The sequence below is a fragment of the Niallia endozanthoxylica genome (genome assembly GCF_008710145.1).
GTDB classification, from domain to species: Bacteria; Bacillota; Bacilli; order Bacillales; family Cytobacillaceae; genus Bacillus_BD; species Bacillus_BD endozanthoxylica.
This window is the reverse complement of sequence record NZ_VYKL01000010.1, coordinates 102,860-119,104: the sequence shown is the minus strand read 5'-3', so window position 1 is coordinate 119,104 and position 16,245 is coordinate 102,860. Positions and strand designations below refer to the sequence as shown.

Annotated in this window: 19 protein-coding genes; 7 read left to right on the top strand and 12 right to left on the bottom strand. The window is 37.5% G+C overall.

Annotated features, from left to right (window positions below; translation table 11 throughout):
- Positions 1-107: 107 nt before the first annotated feature.
- The 3 genes from F4V44_RS04080 to F4V44_RS04070 all read left to right on the top strand — a co-directional run bounded on the left by F4V44_RS04080 (position 108) and on the right by F4V44_RS04070 (position 2,160).
- Entirely contained in the window at positions 108-893 is a 786-nt protein-coding gene (locus F4V44_RS04080) for an IclR family transcriptional regulator (protein ID WP_150438712.1), read from the top strand.
- A gap of 26 nt (positions 894-919) precedes the next feature.
- Complete coding sequence (locus tag F4V44_RS04075; protein WP_150438711.1) at positions 920-1,666, top strand: IclR family transcriptional regulator; 747 nt, start codon at positions 920-922, stop codon at positions 1,664-1,666.
- Between the two features lie 113 nt (positions 1,667-1,779).
- Positions 1,780-2,160: a PaaI family thioesterase gene (locus F4V44_RS04070; RefSeq protein WP_223881789.1), complete on the top strand. Its 381-nt coding sequence runs from the start codon at positions 1,780-1,782 to the stop codon at positions 2,158-2,160.
- A gap of 123 nt (positions 2,161-2,283) precedes the next feature.
- Here F4V44_RS04070 and F4V44_RS04065 read toward each other — a convergent pair whose 3' ends face one another.
- From F4V44_RS04065 to F4V44_RS04055, 3 genes are all read right to left on the bottom strand, one after another.
- Positions 2,284-3,687, bottom strand: a complete 1,404-nt coding sequence (locus F4V44_RS04065) for a vWA domain-containing protein (RefSeq protein ID WP_150438709.1) — start codon at positions 3,685-3,687, stop codon at positions 2,284-2,286.
- A 217-nt stretch (positions 3,688-3,904) separates the two neighbouring features.
- Entirely contained in the window at positions 3,905-4,831 is a 927-nt protein-coding gene (locus F4V44_RS04060; protein WP_150438708.1) for a hypothetical protein, read from the bottom strand.
- A gap of 93 nt (positions 4,832-4,924) precedes the next feature.
- Positions 4,925-5,446 carry a TetR/AcrR family transcriptional regulator gene (locus tag F4V44_RS04055; protein WP_223881788.1) on the bottom strand — a complete coding sequence of 174 codons (522 nt, stop codon included), beginning with the start codon at positions 5,444-5,446 and terminating at the stop codon, positions 4,925-4,927.
- A gap of 239 nt (positions 5,447-5,685) precedes the next feature.
- On the opposite strand from F4V44_RS04055, the gene F4V44_RS04050 reads away from it, so the two are divergent.
- Entirely contained in the window at positions 5,686-5,991 is a 306-nt protein-coding gene (locus F4V44_RS04050; RefSeq protein WP_150438706.1) for a BC1872 family protein, read from the top strand.
- Between the two features lie 330 nt (positions 5,992-6,321).
- Complete coding sequence (locus F4V44_RS27210) at positions 6,322-6,459, top strand: hypothetical protein (RefSeq protein WP_191090553.1); 138 nt, start codon at positions 6,322-6,324, stop codon at positions 6,457-6,459.
- 56 nt (positions 6,460-6,515) lie between these two features.
- On the opposite strand, the gene F4V44_RS04045 is transcribed toward F4V44_RS27210, so the two are convergent.
- Positions 6,516-7,607 (bottom strand): copper resistance D family protein, encoded by a 1,092-nt coding sequence (locus tag F4V44_RS04045; protein ID WP_150438705.1) that lies wholly within the window; start codon positions 7,605-7,607, stop codon positions 6,516-6,518.
- 2 nt (positions 7,608-7,609) lie between these two features.
- A complete protein-coding gene (locus F4V44_RS04040) occupies positions 7,610-8,176 on the bottom strand; it encodes a copper resistance CopC family protein (RefSeq protein ID WP_150438704.1) in 567 nt (188 codons plus the stop codon).
- Positions 8,177-8,384: 208 nt separating this feature from the next.
- On the opposite strand from F4V44_RS04040, the gene F4V44_RS04035 reads away from it, so the two are divergent.
- Entirely contained in the window at positions 8,385-9,254 is an 870-nt protein-coding gene (locus F4V44_RS04035; protein WP_150438703.1) for a pentapeptide repeat-containing protein, read from the top strand.
- Between the two features lie 51 nt (positions 9,255-9,305).
- Complete coding sequence (locus tag F4V44_RS04030; protein ID WP_150438702.1) at positions 9,306-9,791, top strand: GNAT family N-acetyltransferase; 486 nt, start codon at positions 9,306-9,308, stop codon at positions 9,789-9,791.
- Between the two features lie 83 nt (positions 9,792-9,874).
- On the opposite strand, the gene F4V44_RS04025 is transcribed toward F4V44_RS04030, so the two are convergent.
- The 7 genes from F4V44_RS04025 to F4V44_RS03995 all read right to left on the bottom strand — a co-directional run bounded on the left by F4V44_RS04025 (position 9,875) and on the right by F4V44_RS03995 (position 16,225).
- The gene (locus tag F4V44_RS04025) at positions 9,875-10,297 is read right to left on the bottom strand and encodes a pyridoxamine 5'-phosphate oxidase family protein (RefSeq protein WP_150438701.1); all 423 of its coding nucleotides are present in this window, start codon (positions 10,295-10,297) and stop codon (positions 9,875-9,877) included.
- Positions 10,298-10,338: 41 nt separating this feature from the next.
- A complete protein-coding gene (locus F4V44_RS04020) occupies positions 10,339-10,746 on the bottom strand; it encodes a YugN-like family protein (RefSeq protein WP_150438700.1) in 408 nt (135 codons plus the stop codon).
- Positions 10,747-10,864: 118 nt separating this feature from the next.
- Positions 10,865-11,662, bottom strand: coding sequence for a DUF4097 family beta strand repeat-containing protein (locus F4V44_RS04015; RefSeq protein ID WP_150438699.1), 798 nt, complete (start codon positions 11,660-11,662; stop codon positions 10,865-10,867).
- A gap of 225 nt (positions 11,663-11,887) precedes the next feature.
- Positions 11,888-13,132, bottom strand: coding sequence for a multidrug effflux MFS transporter (locus F4V44_RS04010; protein ID WP_150438698.1), 1,245 nt, complete (start codon positions 13,130-13,132; stop codon positions 11,888-11,890).
- Positions 13,133-13,382: 250 nt separating this feature from the next.
- Positions 13,383-14,030, bottom strand: coding sequence for a glycosyltransferase (locus F4V44_RS04005; RefSeq protein ID WP_223881786.1), 648 nt, complete (start codon positions 14,028-14,030; stop codon positions 13,383-13,385).
- A gap of 155 nt (positions 14,031-14,185) precedes the next feature.
- Positions 14,186-14,824 (bottom strand): pyridoxamine 5'-phosphate oxidase family protein, encoded by a 639-nt coding sequence (locus F4V44_RS04000; RefSeq protein WP_150438696.1) that lies wholly within the window; start codon positions 14,822-14,824, stop codon positions 14,186-14,188.
- A 21-nt stretch (positions 14,825-14,845) separates the two neighbouring features.
- Entirely contained in the window at positions 14,846-16,225 is a 1,380-nt protein-coding gene (locus F4V44_RS03995; protein WP_150438695.1) for a M14 family zinc carboxypeptidase, read from the bottom strand.
- Positions 16,226-16,245: the final 20 nt, after the last annotated feature.

Sequence of the window (16,245 nt, the reverse complement as noted above, 5' to 3'; positions counted from 1 at the left end):
AAAACATTCATTATTCTAATTATTATTTTTTCTTATTATGTCATTTAATTATCTATTATTTGATTAAGCTAATAAACTATCTTTATATGAAGTAGGAGGTTTTATAATTGCTCAAGGAGAATGATTCAAAATATATCCTTCAAACGGTTAAAAATGCTGGACGTATTCTTAATTTATTTACGATTGAACGAAGCACATGGAGATTATCCGAAATCTCGAATGAATTAGATCTGGATATCAGCCATGTAAGACGGCTTCTAACCACTATGGTGCAAGAAAATATTCTAAAAAAAGTAGGAAAAACCTATTCATTAGGTTTTTCCGTTCTTCATTTGGCTGGAATTGTAAATTCTCAATTAAATATTCATTTAGAGGCACGGTCCATTTTAATGCCACTTGTAGAGCAGCTTGGTGTGGCCATTCATATTGGGATACTAGAAGGTACAGGAGTAATCTATCTCGATAAACTTGAAACAAGCCATCCTATAAAAATGGTTTCTCAAGTCGGAAAATCACATCCTGTCTATAGTACGGGTTGCGGAAAAACCATGCTTGCTTTCCAAACAGAAGATGATTTAGAGGAAATTCTTCAAAAAGTAGAACAACAAGGGATGATAAAGTCTGCATCAAGAACTGTGACAGATTTAGATGAATTAAAGAGGCAGCTGGGCGAGATTCGCAAAGCCGGCTATGCTATAACATGTGATGAGTTTCAAGAAGGTTTTGCCAGCATTGCGGCACCTATTTACAACTATAATGGAGAAGCGATTGCAGCTGTTTCCATTACAGGTTCTAGTAAAAATATTTGCGGGAATCGGATAGATATATATATTTCCAGTATAGTAAAAGCAGCAAAAGAAATTTCAAAGAAAATAGGGTTTTCCTATTATTAAAATATAAAAAGGGGTGAAAAAACGAAATGACAGTTGAACTGCAAAAAGAAAAATATTCTACTTTACAGAATGCCATTCGATTGCTGAATTTATTTTCAGTGGATGACTCAGAATTAAGCGTTACTGAAATTGCTAACGAATTACAAATAGCCAAAAGTACCGCTCACCGCATACTGATTTCTTTAGAATCTGAAGGTTTAATTATGAAAAATCCATCTAGCAACTTATATCGTCTAGGTGTTTCCTTTCTCTCGCTAGGGCATGCAATTACAAAAAATATGAAACTTTGTAATCATTCATCAAATATATTAAATTTCTTACAACAATCAACAGGCGAAACGGCTTGTTTAATGGTACTAGAGAATAACTATTCATATGTTATTAATATTAAAGAAAGCGATTATCCGATTCGCTATTCTGCTTATATCGGGCAAAAAGCACCTGTGTTCCATTCAAGTACAGGGTTAGCCATTTTAGCATTTCAGCCGGCTGACGTCATTACGTCAATCATAGAAAATCAATTAATCCCAGCTGCAGATTTACAGCAAAAAATTGATTTTATTCAAAAAAATGGGTACTATGTTTCAATGGACGAATTCTATGAAAATGTGACCTCTATTGCGGTTCCAGTACGTAATGGTCTAGGTGAAGTGATTGCATCCCTTGCTATCGCCGGTCCAAGTGAACGCATTCTTCCAAGGAATATTCCCAGCCTTGCGAAAACCATTATTTCAGCAAGTGAACAATTTACTAAAACATTAATGTTTAGTTAACTCATGATGGGACATAGAGCAAATATTAGTTTTATATTTATTACAAGTAAACTTTCTGTGATAGATGAAAGAGTTTACTAGAAAGATTAAATACTATATTAGGAGTGAAAATATTGGAAACAAAAATAATTGAAAATGCTTTTGATGAGTTGTTAAAGTGTCAATATGAAAGAATAAGTGAGTCAAACTTAAAAGTGACTTTGCCTATACAGCCGTTATTTATTAATAGCGTAGGAGTCGTCCATGGAGGAATCATTTCTTCACTTGCTGATATTGCGATGGGGAATACCTTTCCTATTGATGAGCACAATAGACAAACGGTTGTAACCGTCGACCTTAAAACCTCCTTTTTAAAACCTGCAAAAGGAAAATATATTGTTGCAGATGCACATGTAGTAAAAATGGGCAGAACGCTCAATCATATTGATTGTTTTATTTACGATGACAATCATAATCTTGTCGCAAAATCAAATGGAATTTTTGCTAATATTTAATTTATTTCCATATGAAAAGAGGATGAAATCATGATAGTTTCATCCTCTTTTCATCTACTCTTTATTGATCATTTCCATTATCAATTTGATATTTTACAACAATCACGTCTGCCTATCCTTTTCCTACTGAAAATTCTCTTTATAGGTTTCGTCAATTTCACTCTTCGTACTAGTATAAGTTTCCTCAATTATTTTAAATTTCTCTGTATAGAGCTCCGCTTTTTCCTTATACATCGTATTATAAAAACTTTCTAAGTCCTCAAAGACAATGTTATAAACTTCTTGATTCAGCTGCTGCGTTTTGTTCAAATCCATTAATGTCTGCTTGGCATGACGGAGAAAGAGCATGAGTCTGTCCACTGTTTGTTCGTTTAAGTCCATTAGACGCTGTTTATCTTCCATTAATTGATTGATTGCCTCATCCGTGTTTTGTCTATGCCAATTTATCCATTGCTGAATTGTGTTATTTGATTCCTGAAACTCCTGATCAAGCTCTTGCTGATTTTTCACATGGATATAGCGGCCTTCTGCACTCTCAGCTATTCTTTGCAGTTCATTCGCATCCTCAGACTGCACAGCCAAACCAATCACATTAATAATAGGATCTATATTTGACTCCTTAAGCTGTTTAGCTGCTTCAACTGGATTTCCATCACAGGTTTCTTTTCCATCTGAAACAAGATAAATCACATTCGTTGATTCAGCAGAATTTTCGCTTGCTAATTTTTCACCTACTTGTGTCAAGGATGCAGCCATAGAAGTCCATCCACTAGGAACAATTGATTCTAATTCCGCCGCAAAGAGACCAGCATCATATGAGGAAAGCGGATAGATTTCCTCAATGCCGCCGCAGGAAAGCTGCTTATCAGCATCAGACCCAGTTCCTTTATGTCCATAAATGGTTAGTGATACTTTCGCTTTGTCAGGCAGATTGGAAGCAAAATCCTCAATCGATTCTTTTGCTATATCCATTAGGGTTTTCCCATCCTGTACATTCTTCATCGAGCCCGATGCATCTAAGATAATGGCAATATTAATATTTTCCTTCAGCTCTCTGCCGTTTAATTTAATATTTGAAGACGACTCTACCGCTTCTAAATTTATTTTCCCCCGTGGAGTAAAAGTTGACATAGGAGGCAATGCAGGAAAATAAGTCTCGGAAATAAATCGCTTGATTTGGTCGGATTTCTCCGAGTTACTGTCATCACCCTTAATAACCGTTTGTAATGTTTCAACTGCTGCAGCTTGTTCCCCCTCCGTTAGGTGATCATGTTCAATTTTCTCCCACCAGATACCTTTTGGAGTATTTTCTGCCTCCGTTAGTGAAGCAGGAAAATCAAAGCTTTCCATACTCTTTTGAAAAGCTTCCGGCCAAAGCTCAGGCTCTTCTTCTATACTATCTATTTTTTTAGTAAATTCTACCGATCCATCAGCTACTTCCATTTTTTCGACTGGAATGTCAGACTTACTGCATCCTACTATCATCACCGATAGTAGAACCATCATGACTCCATATAACCTATTCAAAAATATCCCGCCTTCTTTCTAATCATTTGTCATGTTTTTAATATTACCGTAATTTATAGAAGAAAGGTTTACTTAACATAAAAACGGGAGGATAGTCCTTCCTCTCTCTATCCTTTTTAGTATTTTTATAGTTCCTTCCGTAGGTTTTATCGTGGAAATAACATGATTATACAACTTTTTTCATAATATTCTTCGTCAACGACTAAAAGACAGGAGCTCAGCCTCCTGCCTTTTTATGTTTATTTCTGTCTTCATTGGTAAAGGGAATCAATAACAAGCTTTTTCTAATATATAACCAACCTCCAGCAATGGCTGTTCCAAGCCAGATAAGTAAGAACAGGGCTGTTAGAATAGGAAGAGTCGAAAACTCAAATATTGTTCTGCCTAATGCCGTTTGAAAACCAATGAACAGGATCGACATCATCCAAGATATACTTCCAACATGAACAAGCCTATTTTTCATGTTTGCATCCACTTGCACCCTTTCTAATAACCATGCAGTGATAATTAACGTTTGCAGCGCATGAAATCCAATTCCATGAAGGAGAATAAAATTCCCTGAAGCTCCAATATAGCGATCTTGGAGTAATATCATCCATATTCCAGCCGCATTGGCTAACAATACTGAGAGAAACGCATAACGTGTACCGGTTATGAGTAAAGGACGTTCAAAGGGCCTTTTAATACGGAAAAATTGAATCATCAAGAATAGCCCTAACAGGACAATTGTCAATGAAACAATACCAAATAGCATTCCAGCAATAGCATCAAGTGGAGCGGCTTCTTGAGAAAAACGCGGATTCAACCCCCTGCTATTTTGAATGGTTTCAATTCCATAGCTATAAAGACTGGCCGCAACAAAGCTCCATCGAACAAATTTCCTTTTTGGGCTGCTTAGCCGTGCTAAAGGTAAAATTGCAGCAATGGAAAGAATAAAACTGCCGATTGCTGCATTAAAGGAAAATGCGTCGTTTAAATTCCCTTCAGGTAAAATGACAGGCCCTTGAATGAAGCTGATTATTTTAATAGAGAAAGCCAGAATAAACCCAAGAATTCCAGTCATAATAAGCGCCTTTTCACCTTCAAATAACTTTATGGACGTCCCAGCAGACTGATTTGGATATGTGTTCTCTTTATTAATCAAGCAAAACCCCTTCTTTCCACTTTATTTATTTATTAATCAATAAATAATTATGCTAAAAAAAGAAAGTTGCATAACTCCCTTTTTTTAAAACCTTTAGCAATTCCTACCTTCGTCACCATAGATTAATTCCGGCAGATCCAGCACTTCTGCCAACGTGATAAGCAGACCCGTGCCAATAAAACGTGCTGCTGCTGCCTTCGCATTTGGAATTCCCACTCTTTCCATTTTCGTCGTTAGTGATTCATACATCTTACAGTAAAGTTTTCGAGAATGGTCCCGAATCCCCGGTTCAGAGATCGTATGAGCCTGCATAACCATCAAGACCTCGGATCGGTGTGTTTGAATCAATTCATCAAAGCCCCGCCCCATTGTTTCAATGAGCTCATCCGCTGGTGCTTCAATCTTCACAAAGGTATCATAAATCCGGCCGAAAGCACGATCAATTACTACCTTGAACAATTCTTCCTTGTTCTCAAAGAAATGGAATACATACGGCTGCGTTACTCCTGCCGCTTTTGCTACCATTGCCGTTGTAGCCTTATAATACCCCCTTTCAGCAAATACACTTACTGCATTCTCGATAATAAGTTCCTTTTTGTCCTCCTTGGTTGCCACAATAATCATCCTTCATCCAACTATTTATTGATTGATTAATAAATAAATCATATTCAGTTTGGTTACTTTTGTCAAGAGTAAGGTAAATAAAAAAGCATCCTAATTTTATTTACCTTGGTAGTCGGAGTCCTGTCTAGAGAAGCACTGTCCCAAAATTTTAAATAATAAAATCATTTTAATAGGCTGATAAACTTGAACATGGTAAAATAATAAAATCAAGTCATAAGGAGTAACAAACGATGAATAAAATTGATATTATTGCACGGAGAATTATGGGTTGGAAATTAAACAGATGGGACAGATGGTATGATTTTGAAAATGGCGTATTCATTCATGAACATGAATTTCAGCCTGAACAAAACCTTGAACATGCCATGATTATTGTGGACCGTCTGAAACAATTTGGCTTTACCTATGAAGTAAAAGATACAAATCAAGTATGCTTTAATGACGTTTGTGCATCCGGTGAAACTCTGCAACAGGCCATTACCAATGCAGCCTATTCCATTGCAGAGGTTCACTCCATTGATGATGCATGGCTTTAAAATAGATGCTATTCTATGTCCCTTTCTGAAGGTGATTTGTATCTTAAAGAGAGCTTGGAGATTTCCTCCAAGCTCTTTTCATTTTTCCTTTAATCTTCCCCTAAATGTTTTCCAGTTCCTTTAGTCGCAAGTCACCAAGTGATTTCTTAATTTCGTCCTCGATTTGTTTTCGATTTCTTTCCCGATTTGGTCCTATCATTCAGGAAGCGTTTGAATAAAAAACAATCTGAAACAAATACTTTATTTACATAACTGCTTTGGCCTTTAAAAAGCGGTAATGGAATCCATTAATGATACTGATTCTCTATATGAAAAGGAAAGGTGATTGACATGGATAAAAACCAATATAATTTTGCCAATCTATCGAGTTCAGACCTTGAACAAGTTAATTCCCTTCAAAAATCACTTAGCGAGAAAAAGGGAGAAGAAGTCATTCTAATTGCCTATGAGGACCATAAAAATAAATAGATAGGCAAAATCCCTTAGGTGACTATTCACCTAAGGGATTTTGCCTGAACAAGCCTTTAGTTAATACTAAACATGACAGATAAATAAGCACAAATAAATAATAAAACACTCGTTAAAATTGAAACGATTACAGGTGTTTTTCTAATAAATAAGATAATCAATAAGACACTAGAAAGGACCGTTAACACAAGTAACAAAATACTGACAGACGTAAAGCCGAGCTGAACAGCCATACCTGGCTGAAAGTCCGGATAAAACGTGGTAAATAATTTTGAAGCTCCTTCTACCGTAACAATCGTTTCATGCGGAGGAGCATGCTGACCCATGGCAGCAGTAGCTGCAAAAATAAACAAAATAACAAGACTTTCTAATTTACCCCAGGGTCTTGGATTGTACTGTTCATCATTGTTCAGCTTCTTTTTCACAAAAAAACTATTAATCATTGCATAAACAAGCAAAGGAATAATCAATAGATGTTTGATTAAAAGTGTCTGACCATAAGGGAGCATCCAAGAATTCAAATAATCTTCAAATTCAACCACAAAGGTCATGAGAACAAGCCCGGTAATAATGGTACTCAGAAAACAAATAATGGCTACAGGTGTAAACCATTTTAAAAAACGAGACCAATTCTCATAATTAGTTGAACACCAGCTGACAATTAAAAGGATGCCCACCCATACACTGACAGCAGTTAAGTGTAAAGTATGGCTCATAAACCCTACTACTGGGTCATAAGTACTTGCATGGCTGGACCAGCCAAGGGCAAGAATTAAACAGAATGCAAAGACCAATCCAATGGAAGCATATACAGGTTTTTTTCGATAATCGACCCATATGATATACAAAAAAAGCACTGTCGCAAGCAAATAGGTAACTACCCAAGCTTTTCCTACTTCAAATGTAAACAAAACGGATTGAAGTAAAGAAAAGGATAATCCAATATTCTGTTTGACATATAAGATTAATTGCAGTACAGGAAAAAAGGAGAAAAGACCAATTCCGCCTATTGCTGACAAAAGCACCCATTTTGGAACAGAAATATCTGGTTTAAAATTGCTTGATACAAGCGAAAGAATAAAAGTACCAACAACAATAGCAAAACTTAGATATAATAAGGCCTGCGTAAGCGTACCAAGAAGAATCATATCTATTTCTTCCTTTTCATTACCCAGACAAAGCTTATTATAATAATAACTATCCCGAGTAGAATAGGAGTGTAAAAGGATGTACTATTGTTTTGCTGTTTTTCTTGATTCTTTTCTTCAATGGTTGATTGAGACTGTGCTTCTTCTGTAGTTTCTGCCTCTTCTGTTTCTTCTGCCTGCTCTATCCCTGCTTCTTCAGGTACTTCAGAAGCCGGAATATCTACAGTAAAAGCTATTGCTCCATCAACAGGATGGCCGTCCGCTCCGATAATATTCCAATTTACTTGGTATTCCCCACCTTCTAAAGGGTTTGACAGACTTCCCGTCATTTGTTTTTCTGCTAAGGAAATATTTTCAACAACGATAGACTCTCCTGACGAATTTACCAGTTCAAATGTGCTTCCCTGTTCTATTTTTGTCTCAAAAGTTAAAGTAATAGTTTGGATTTCTTCCTTTATGACAGCTCCATCTTCCGGAAAGGAACTCTCTAACCCCGTATGTGCCATAGCATTCTGGACAAACATCAGAAAGAATAATATCAATGTCAAAAATGATAGTTTTTTCAACATAACTAACCTCCTAATAGTATTAATTATTCTATTGTATCAGAGGCAATTATTATACTCAAAGAATATTGTCACAAGTGAAAATAGATCCAAAGCAAGCCTGCCTTAAAATGAACCCTGAACAGTATTTGATAACGAGAAAAGACAGTGATATTATGAAAAAATGAAAATAACAAATGAATATTCCTATTCTAGACTGTGAAAAAAGGAAGTGCCCGAATTGTCAAACTTACCCCATTCCTTATGTGATAAAAGCCGTGATACGCTTCGAGCTGATTGTGCAAACTGCTTTGGTCTATGCTGCGTAGCGCTCCCGTTTGCCGCTTCTGCAGACTTTGCAGTGGATAAAGACAGCGGAACACCTTGCTCCAATTTGCAAGAAGATTTTCGGTGCCGGATTCATACAAATCTCAGACAAAAAGGCTTTCGGGGCTGTGCCGTTTATGAATGCTTCGGGGCAGGTCAAAAGATTTCTCAGATTACCTTTGATGGCAAGGATTGGAGAGACAACCCGGAAACAGCAAAGGATATGTTTGAAGTATTTCCTATCATGCAGCAGCTCCATGAAATCCTTTGGTATCTGACAGAAGCTTTATCAAGAAAAGAAACGGTATCCATCCATAGTGATCTTCAGAAATCTATTGAAAAGACAGAAGAACTTACTTTTCTTCCACCCGATTCACTCATGGAACTGGACATTCCTGTACTTCGGGCAGAAGTAAACACATTACTTCTACGGACAAGCGAACTTGTACGTGCGGAAGCGATTCAAAAGAACAGAAAATCTACTAGACGTCAGAAACCGTATGGAAGAGGCACTGATCTCATTGGTGCCAATTTAAGAAAGAAGGACCTTAGCGGAGCTAACTTAAGAGGGGCACTCCTAATTGCCGCAGATTTAAGAGAAGCTGATTTACGTTATTCAGATGTGATTGGAGCAGATTTCAGGGATGCCAATTTAAGCGGTGCCGATTTAACCGGCAGTATCTTTCTTACACAAGATCAGCTTAACTCGGCAAAAGGCAATCCCCGAACAAAATTACCGCAAGACCTTAAGCATCCCTCTCACTGGCTGTATTGATTCAAAGCTATTTGTGAAAAAGAGGAAGAGTTTTTTGGGAGGAAGATTAGTATGTTACACATACGAAAGGCAAGAATCGAAGATTTACCTGAACTGATTAAGATAGAAAACCAATGTTTTTCAAAAGAAGAGGCTGCTTCAGAAGAAGCTTTTAAAAAACGAATTCAAACCATTTCAGATAGTTTTTTTGTCGCTGAAAGGAATGACAAATTAGTTGGTTTAATCAACGGACCTGTCATTGAAACAGCCTTTATTACGGATGACTTGTTTAGTGAAATAAAAGCAAATCCTAGTACCGGCGGTCATCAAAGTATATTAGGACTGGCAGTTAATCCTGATAATCAAAAACAAGGAATAGCAACTGCCTTACTGCTTCATTTAGAAGTTAAAGCAAAGGAGAGATTCCGCCAGTCTCTTACACTAACCTGCAAAGAAGAGCTCATACGGTTCTATGAAAAACATGGGTACAAAAACAAGGGCCTCTCAAACTCTCAACACGGAGGAATTCGTTGGTACAACATGACTAAAGAATTATAGGCAGAAACGATTTATCCATGTAATGTAGAGAGGACTGTGCTATTTCTTCCAAATAATTAGCAATAGAACAGTCCCTTACTCGTTTACACCTGAAACTCCTGTGCAGGTCCGCCTTCGTTGTTTAAAATGCGAATCGTCTCTGGCTGTACTTCAAGAAGCACATAGTTTGGATCATCTGGTCCAGCAAACCACTTATTAAAGGAATCATCCCAGAATTGCTGCTTCAAATCCTGTGATTGATTAATGATGGTCTTTCCAGAAACCTCAATATAGCTGTCATTTACCCCTTTATCCTCATAGCCTAACAAAACCGAAGCAGAAGGATTTTTCTCTAATTCCTGCACTTTCTCTGTATCCAATTGGGTGGGTGTATACAGTGTTAAATCCTTATTGTAAAAAGTCATATAACGAGTGTGCGGTTTGTCATTTTCTACATTTGCTAATACACCTGTTCGATGATTCGCAATGATCTCCAATGCCTGCTGTTTTAAATTATCCTTATTCAATCCAAGCACTCCCTTTCTTTCTCAAGGTTAAGCAAAAAAATTTATTCATTGAACAATGAGGCTTCTATTTTTTGAATCATAGTCATTCCTAAATCAAGCGGCGGATCTGACTCTTCCGCATCTTTGTCAACCGGCTCGCTAAATTGATTGAAAGCCGCAGAAGAATTACTGTTATGGGCGTGGTCATCCAATCCTATTTGATATTTATGAGTCAATAAGAAAGGTCTACCAATTTTCACCCTGCAGCCCCTTGCGTCTAATTGTCCGTCAACCGCCTTAAAAGGAACCCTTAAAAACTGATAACCAGCTTCTTCACCTATCTTGCAGTCAAAATACCCATGATCATATTCCCAATTTCCCCCAACTGAAAAACCGTACGGCTTCAAAGAAAGCTCAAGCTCGTACATATCAAATACCTTGCCCACTAATCTAGAAGGTAATTCAATCATCTTCATACCCCTTTCAAAGTCTTTTTCTTAGCTTCTCCCTATATCATCGAGTTAGTCTCATGGCGGCAAAATAAAAAGAGCGATATGCCTTATCGCCCTTTTTGCACAGCTGCGCAAATTATTTAACTTCTATTTTACCGCTTGAGACACTAAGCTCTACATTATATTTTCCTGATCCATGCACACCGCTTATCGCTCGTTTATTTTCCTGCTTATTTTTCAAAGGAAATGAATTTGTAATAGAACCGCTGTTAACACTGCCATCTAATGTAAAATCAGCCTCATTAGGTAAATCGATGACAGCATGACCTGAATGAACCTCCATTTCAATGGAATCCGTTAGTTCATCCATTTGGACCTTGAGATTACCAGATGACACATCTGCTGCAAACTTTCCTTGATAGTGGGTAACACCAACATTTCCAGAATGAATGTCAAAGGTGCCATTTTTGGTTCGTACATTAGCTATTTTAACATTACCTGAACTTACCTCTAATGAAAGTTTATTCAGCAGAATCGGCCGTTCCTTCGATTTGCCTTCATAAGTTAAATTTCCAGATCCAACTTCAATATCTATATTACGATCATAACCTTCTGGAATATAAATAGTCAGTACCGGTCCTGAGAAGAAGGGTAAGAACTGAAACCAGCTCCGCTTGTATTCAATCTCAATCGTGCGACCAGACTCCCTTACCTGAAGCTGCCCTTTACCATCTAATTTCGCTTCTACATTGTCACGCTCTTCTGTAACAATTTTTGTACTAACACCTGAAACATCCAGCTCAATTAACTCCGTATTCCTTGCTACTTCAACGGACTTCTTTCCAAAACTAAACCAAGAGGAGGGAATCGAAAAATAAAGAACAAAACAGGCTAATAAAATAACAACTAACATCATTAATTTCCGCAAAATCACATTACCTGCCTTCTAAAAGTATTTTATTCACTATCGATAGGTAAATTTTAGCTAAGATACATGCCTGCAACAATGAACCGCAGATTTATTTATCACTACGACTTAAGATGTATCATATATCATCCGCCTGCACGATCTTTATCACCAATTAGAATCAGGTTTATTCTTTTAAAAGAGTATAAAAGAGGAGTATGTTTCCTTTCTTGAAACATACTCCCCTGGTTTCTATTCATATTTCAACGATTTCGCTCGGGCGGCTCGAACCCCTCTCCTAGCAATAAATAAATAGGATAGTACAGCGATAGCCTCACAGATAAGAATAACAAGCCCCATCGGCCAGGCTGATTCGCCATTACCTAATCCTACAAGTGGTGCCATAATTGAACCTAAAATAAACGGCATTAATCCTAATAAAGCAGATGCACTTCCGGCTGTTTTGCCTTGACTTTGCATGGCAAGTGCAAAGCAGGTGGTTGATACAATCCCTACACTTGATACAACTAAAAATAATGCAGGCAACACTCCTGGCAGCCCTGCATTGAAAGCAAGCATAACGGTAAGCAGGATGCCCCCTGAAAGCGCAATACCAAGACCTATGAGCAACATTTTACTTTCCTTTACCTTCCCAGCCAGTCTTCCGGTTAACTGGCTGGCAATAATAATTCCCACTCCGTTGATGGCAAAAATGAAACTGAACGTTTGTGCGGATGCTCCAAAAATATTTTGAATCACAAAGGGTGATCCCGAAATATAAGCAAACATTGCAGCACTAACGAAGCCTTGAGTAAGCACATACCCCATAAAAACGCGGTCATGCATCAACCCTTTAAAGGTACTAAGAGTCGCTTTCACTCCGCCTTTACTTCGGTTTTCAACAGCAAGTGTTTCCTTCACACCAAAGAACGCCATTGCAATCATGATGATGCTTAGAATTCCCAATACAATAAACACTCCCCGCCATGATGTAAACTGCAGCAGCTGTCCGCCAATAACAGGCGCCAAAATAGGTGCAGCTCCATTAATCAACATTAATAGTGAAAAAAACTTTGTCAACTCAACCCCCGAGTAAAGATCCCGGACAATCGCCCGTGAAATAACCATACCTCCTGCTCCTGACAACCCTTGAATAAATCTTAATAGGATTAAAATCCATACAGAGGGAGCACTTGCACAGAGAATAGATGCAAGACAATAGATTATTAAAGATATAATCAATGGCATACGTCTTCCTTTTTGATCACTTAGAGGTCCTAGCAGCAGCTGTCCAATAGCCATTCCTAGTAAACAGGCAGTTATACTTAATTGTGCGACAGAGGTACTGCTTTGCAAATCTTCACTCAGTGCAGGCAGTGACGGCAGATACATATCAAGTGATAATGGTCCAATCGCAGCAAATGACCCCAGCACCAACGCCATTTGCAGGCGCTTTGTTCGATTCATTTTAATAGGTACAGCGTTACTTTCACTCATGGTAAAATTCCCATCCTCTATTTAGTCTGTATGTAACAGAATATAATGGATTAAATTGGGAAGCAAGATATATGTTTTGTGACTATAATTCTTTTACTCTCACATGCTTACAATCATACTCTATGGGAAGGCGTAAGAAATGGACATTTCTCACGAATGAGCCAAAAATCTGTTTTATCAACATGATTCGCTAACATAATCTAAAAATTAAATGCAAAAAAGCGATACCAGTAGATATCGCCCTTTTTGATTATTTAAATTTCTCAGGGAATTGCTTCACAATTCCATCTACTAAAACTCCTGACATACGAATCAGATGCTCTTCATTCAGGTCTGCTAAGCGGATATCCCCTTTCCAATCTTTATTTAATCTGGCTGTAACCTCATCTGTTGTAAATCTTAAATGGGCATAGAACATATCTGTCAGTTCTTCTTTTGACCAATTCGGGTTGGCTTCTGTTAAGAATTCTACAATAGTGTCTGCATTTCGAAACCATTCTTTATTATACTTCTCCACATTGTTTTGATCCTTTACTTTTGCTGCTTCAATAATTTTTCCGGCAATTAAAATATGTTCTTTTAATAATTCAGTCAGCTTATTGCCTACTTCTGCTCCATAATAAGGTTTAATGCTATTTCCTATATCCGTTTGATTTTGCAGAAGACGTTCTAGAACGTCTTTCTGATCCTCTAGGTTTGCAAGATTACTGATAATAAAACTCCTAGTCCACCAAGCATATTCAATCCAAAGCTCCTGCATATCATATTTGAGCCTGAATACAGCCTCATTATTACATTCTTCTTTTGAGCTTTCTGTTCCTTCTGCATGCACCATGGCAGCAGGGTTTAAACAAGCAAATAATATAACCAAAACGATAGAAACAAACCACTTTTTCAAAATTCTTTACTCCTTTACCAATTTTTTGACAAACATAGTATTCGTTCATTCTTTCTTCTTATGCTTGGAATGAAGGATTTCCTGAATAAAGACAAAAAAACACCTTAAACATGGCTAAGGTGTCATTTTGGTTTCATAATATAGTTCTTATTCAATTAATACAGTTCCGTCTTATAGTCCTCTTTAAGACTACTTTTGATGGTTTCTTCAGTCATACCTGGGAGTTTTACATGATCAGCCAGAATTTTTGATGCATTTGGCAGTGAATCCTTGTCGCTCCATGATTCAGGTCTCCACAGCCCAGACCTAATCATGGCTTTTGCACAGTGAATGAAACATTCCTCCACTTCCACAAGAATGCCAAGCAGCGGCTTCTTGCCATTAGCAGCCATACGCTCAAGTAATGAATCATCCTTCACCAATGTTGCTTTCCCATTTACCCTTAATGTTTCGCCTAGACCTGGTATTAAAAATAAAAGACCGGCATTGGGATTGGATAAAATATTACGAAGGGTATCGCTCCTTTTATTTCCAGGACGTTCCGGGATTACTATATGACTTTCATCAAGAATTAAAACAAACCCTGGCCTATCACCTCGAGGAGAAACATCACAATAACCTGAATCATCTGAGGTAGAAATAACTAAAAAGGGTGAACGAGAAATAAAATCCTTACAGTGACTATCTATATGTGTAATCACCTTTCTTTTGACAAGTTCGCTTGGATAACCAATAATGGATCGTAATTCTTCCTCTGTTTCAATTTTACCCTGATAGGAAACTGAAGGTTCCAATATTCTTACACTCCCTTTGCTTTACTGCTTGCTGATGTGTCCAGCTACGATTAGACCGCTTTCTACTTGAATTTTTACTAGCTTTTGAATAGAAATAACGGAATAGTTCAGTTCGTACTCCAGCCTTTCACAGTATTCTTTTAATCTTTTCTCTCCTTTTTCAAGTTTCTTTTTGACTTTTGTTAAGTCGTCTCTGTTAACTGATTCATCTTGTTGAAGTCGTTCAAGTTCATATTCGATGGTACGAACGGATAAACCCATGTACAAGCCATTGTAGAACTTAGCTGTTTGCAGGTTATCAAAGATTTCCGATATCTTCGCAGGTCTATCGAACTCAGGCTCACTGTTTGCCCATTTAATCTTGGCTTCACTTCCCTCTAAGACAAACTTAATGACCTCATCAACCAGCTTCACGAATGGATTGCTTTCTGAAATATAAGGACGTATTTCAGAAAGCATATTTTCTAATAGGATAAAATGAGCTTTGCTTATTTCAACATTCTGGAGAACCGCTTCTCTCCTTGTGATGTCACCTTCTGTCATGTCCTGTATCCTGGAATCATAGAAATAAGGAAGCTCAGTAAGAAGGGTGACACAATCTGCTTTCTCCAGCGCATAGTCTGAACTTGAGGTACCATTTTTTATGTCCGGTGCAGCTCCAGTGTATTTTTCAGTAAAATCATAGGCATCCTTAATGCTCATACTTTTAAATACAGCTGGAGACCATTTGGTGATGAAAGGCTCCTCCGGCTCACCTAAACTTAATGGAATATCCTGTTTCAAGGCTGAATGACGCAAACCTTCATATAATACTTGCAAGTCATGTGATACATACCAATAAGCTCCCCCAAAACCTGCATTATGTAAAGAATACATAAACTCTGGTTTAGTCTCATCAATGATCTTCATTAACGCCTGAGTTTCAGGAAGCGGGTTATGGAAATGCAGTTCCTTATAATCAATTGGAAAGGTCCATTCCACCTGTTCATAACCGATTGGCCGAAAGTAATTTCTCGTATAGTTATATAAATTGAATGGACCCTTAAACCATTTTTCATTCAAACGAACTCCGTCAGGGTCAATGCACTTAATGATGTACCACGTAAAGCCTAACTTCTCGCGCAGCTGATTATTCTCTGCTAAAGCTCGAGAAAAGTATTCCATTGTCATTGCACCGATTGGTTCATTCGGATGCGGACAAGCAAAGCAAAGTGCATTTTTGGGCCCGTCCCCTATTTTTATACATAATATAGAATGTCCCTTTCTTGATGTTCCTGCTTCAAAAACAGTCACAATATCAGGAAATTCCTTAGCGAGTTCCCATGTACTCTTATCCAATTCATCAACGGTCAGAAAAACCTTATAATCTGGAACATTGCTTACAACCTCTTGTATATTCATGAAAAATATCCTTTCAGCAT

Excerpts from the sequence above, each read along its gene's own strand:
- F4V44_RS04010 (WP_150438698.1), bottom strand. The coding sequence starts at position 13,132 with ATGAGTGAAAGTAACGCTGTACCTATTAAAATGAATCGAACAAAGCGC.
- F4V44_RS04045 (WP_150438705.1), bottom strand. The coding sequence starts at position 7,607 with ATGATTCTTCTTGGTACGCTTACGCAGGCCTTATTATATCTAAGTTTT.
- F4V44_RS04075 (WP_150438711.1), top strand. The coding sequence starts at position 920 with ATGACAGTTGAACTGCAAAAAGAAAAATATTCTACTTTACAGAATGCC.
- F4V44_RS03995 (WP_150438695.1), bottom strand. The coding sequence starts at position 16,225 with ATGAATATACAAGAGGTTGTAAGCAATGTTCCAGATTATAAGGTTTTT.
- F4V44_RS04050 (WP_150438706.1), top strand. The coding sequence starts at position 5,686 with ATGAATAAAATTGATATTATTGCACGGAGAATTATGGGTTGGAAATTA.
- F4V44_RS04030 (WP_150438702.1), top strand. The coding sequence starts at position 9,306 with ATGTTACACATACGAAAGGCAAGAATCGAAGATTTACCTGAACTGATT.
- F4V44_RS27210 (WP_191090553.1), top strand. The coding sequence starts at position 6,322 with ATGGATAAAAACCAATATAATTTTGCCAATCTATCGAGTTCAGACCTT.
- F4V44_RS04040 (WP_150438704.1), bottom strand. The coding sequence starts at position 8,176 with ATGTTGAAAAAACTATCATTTTTGACATTGATATTATTCTTTCTGATG.
- F4V44_RS04020 (WP_150438700.1), bottom strand. The coding sequence starts at position 10,746 with ATGATTGAATTACCTTCTAGATTAGTGGGCAAGGTATTTGATATGTAC.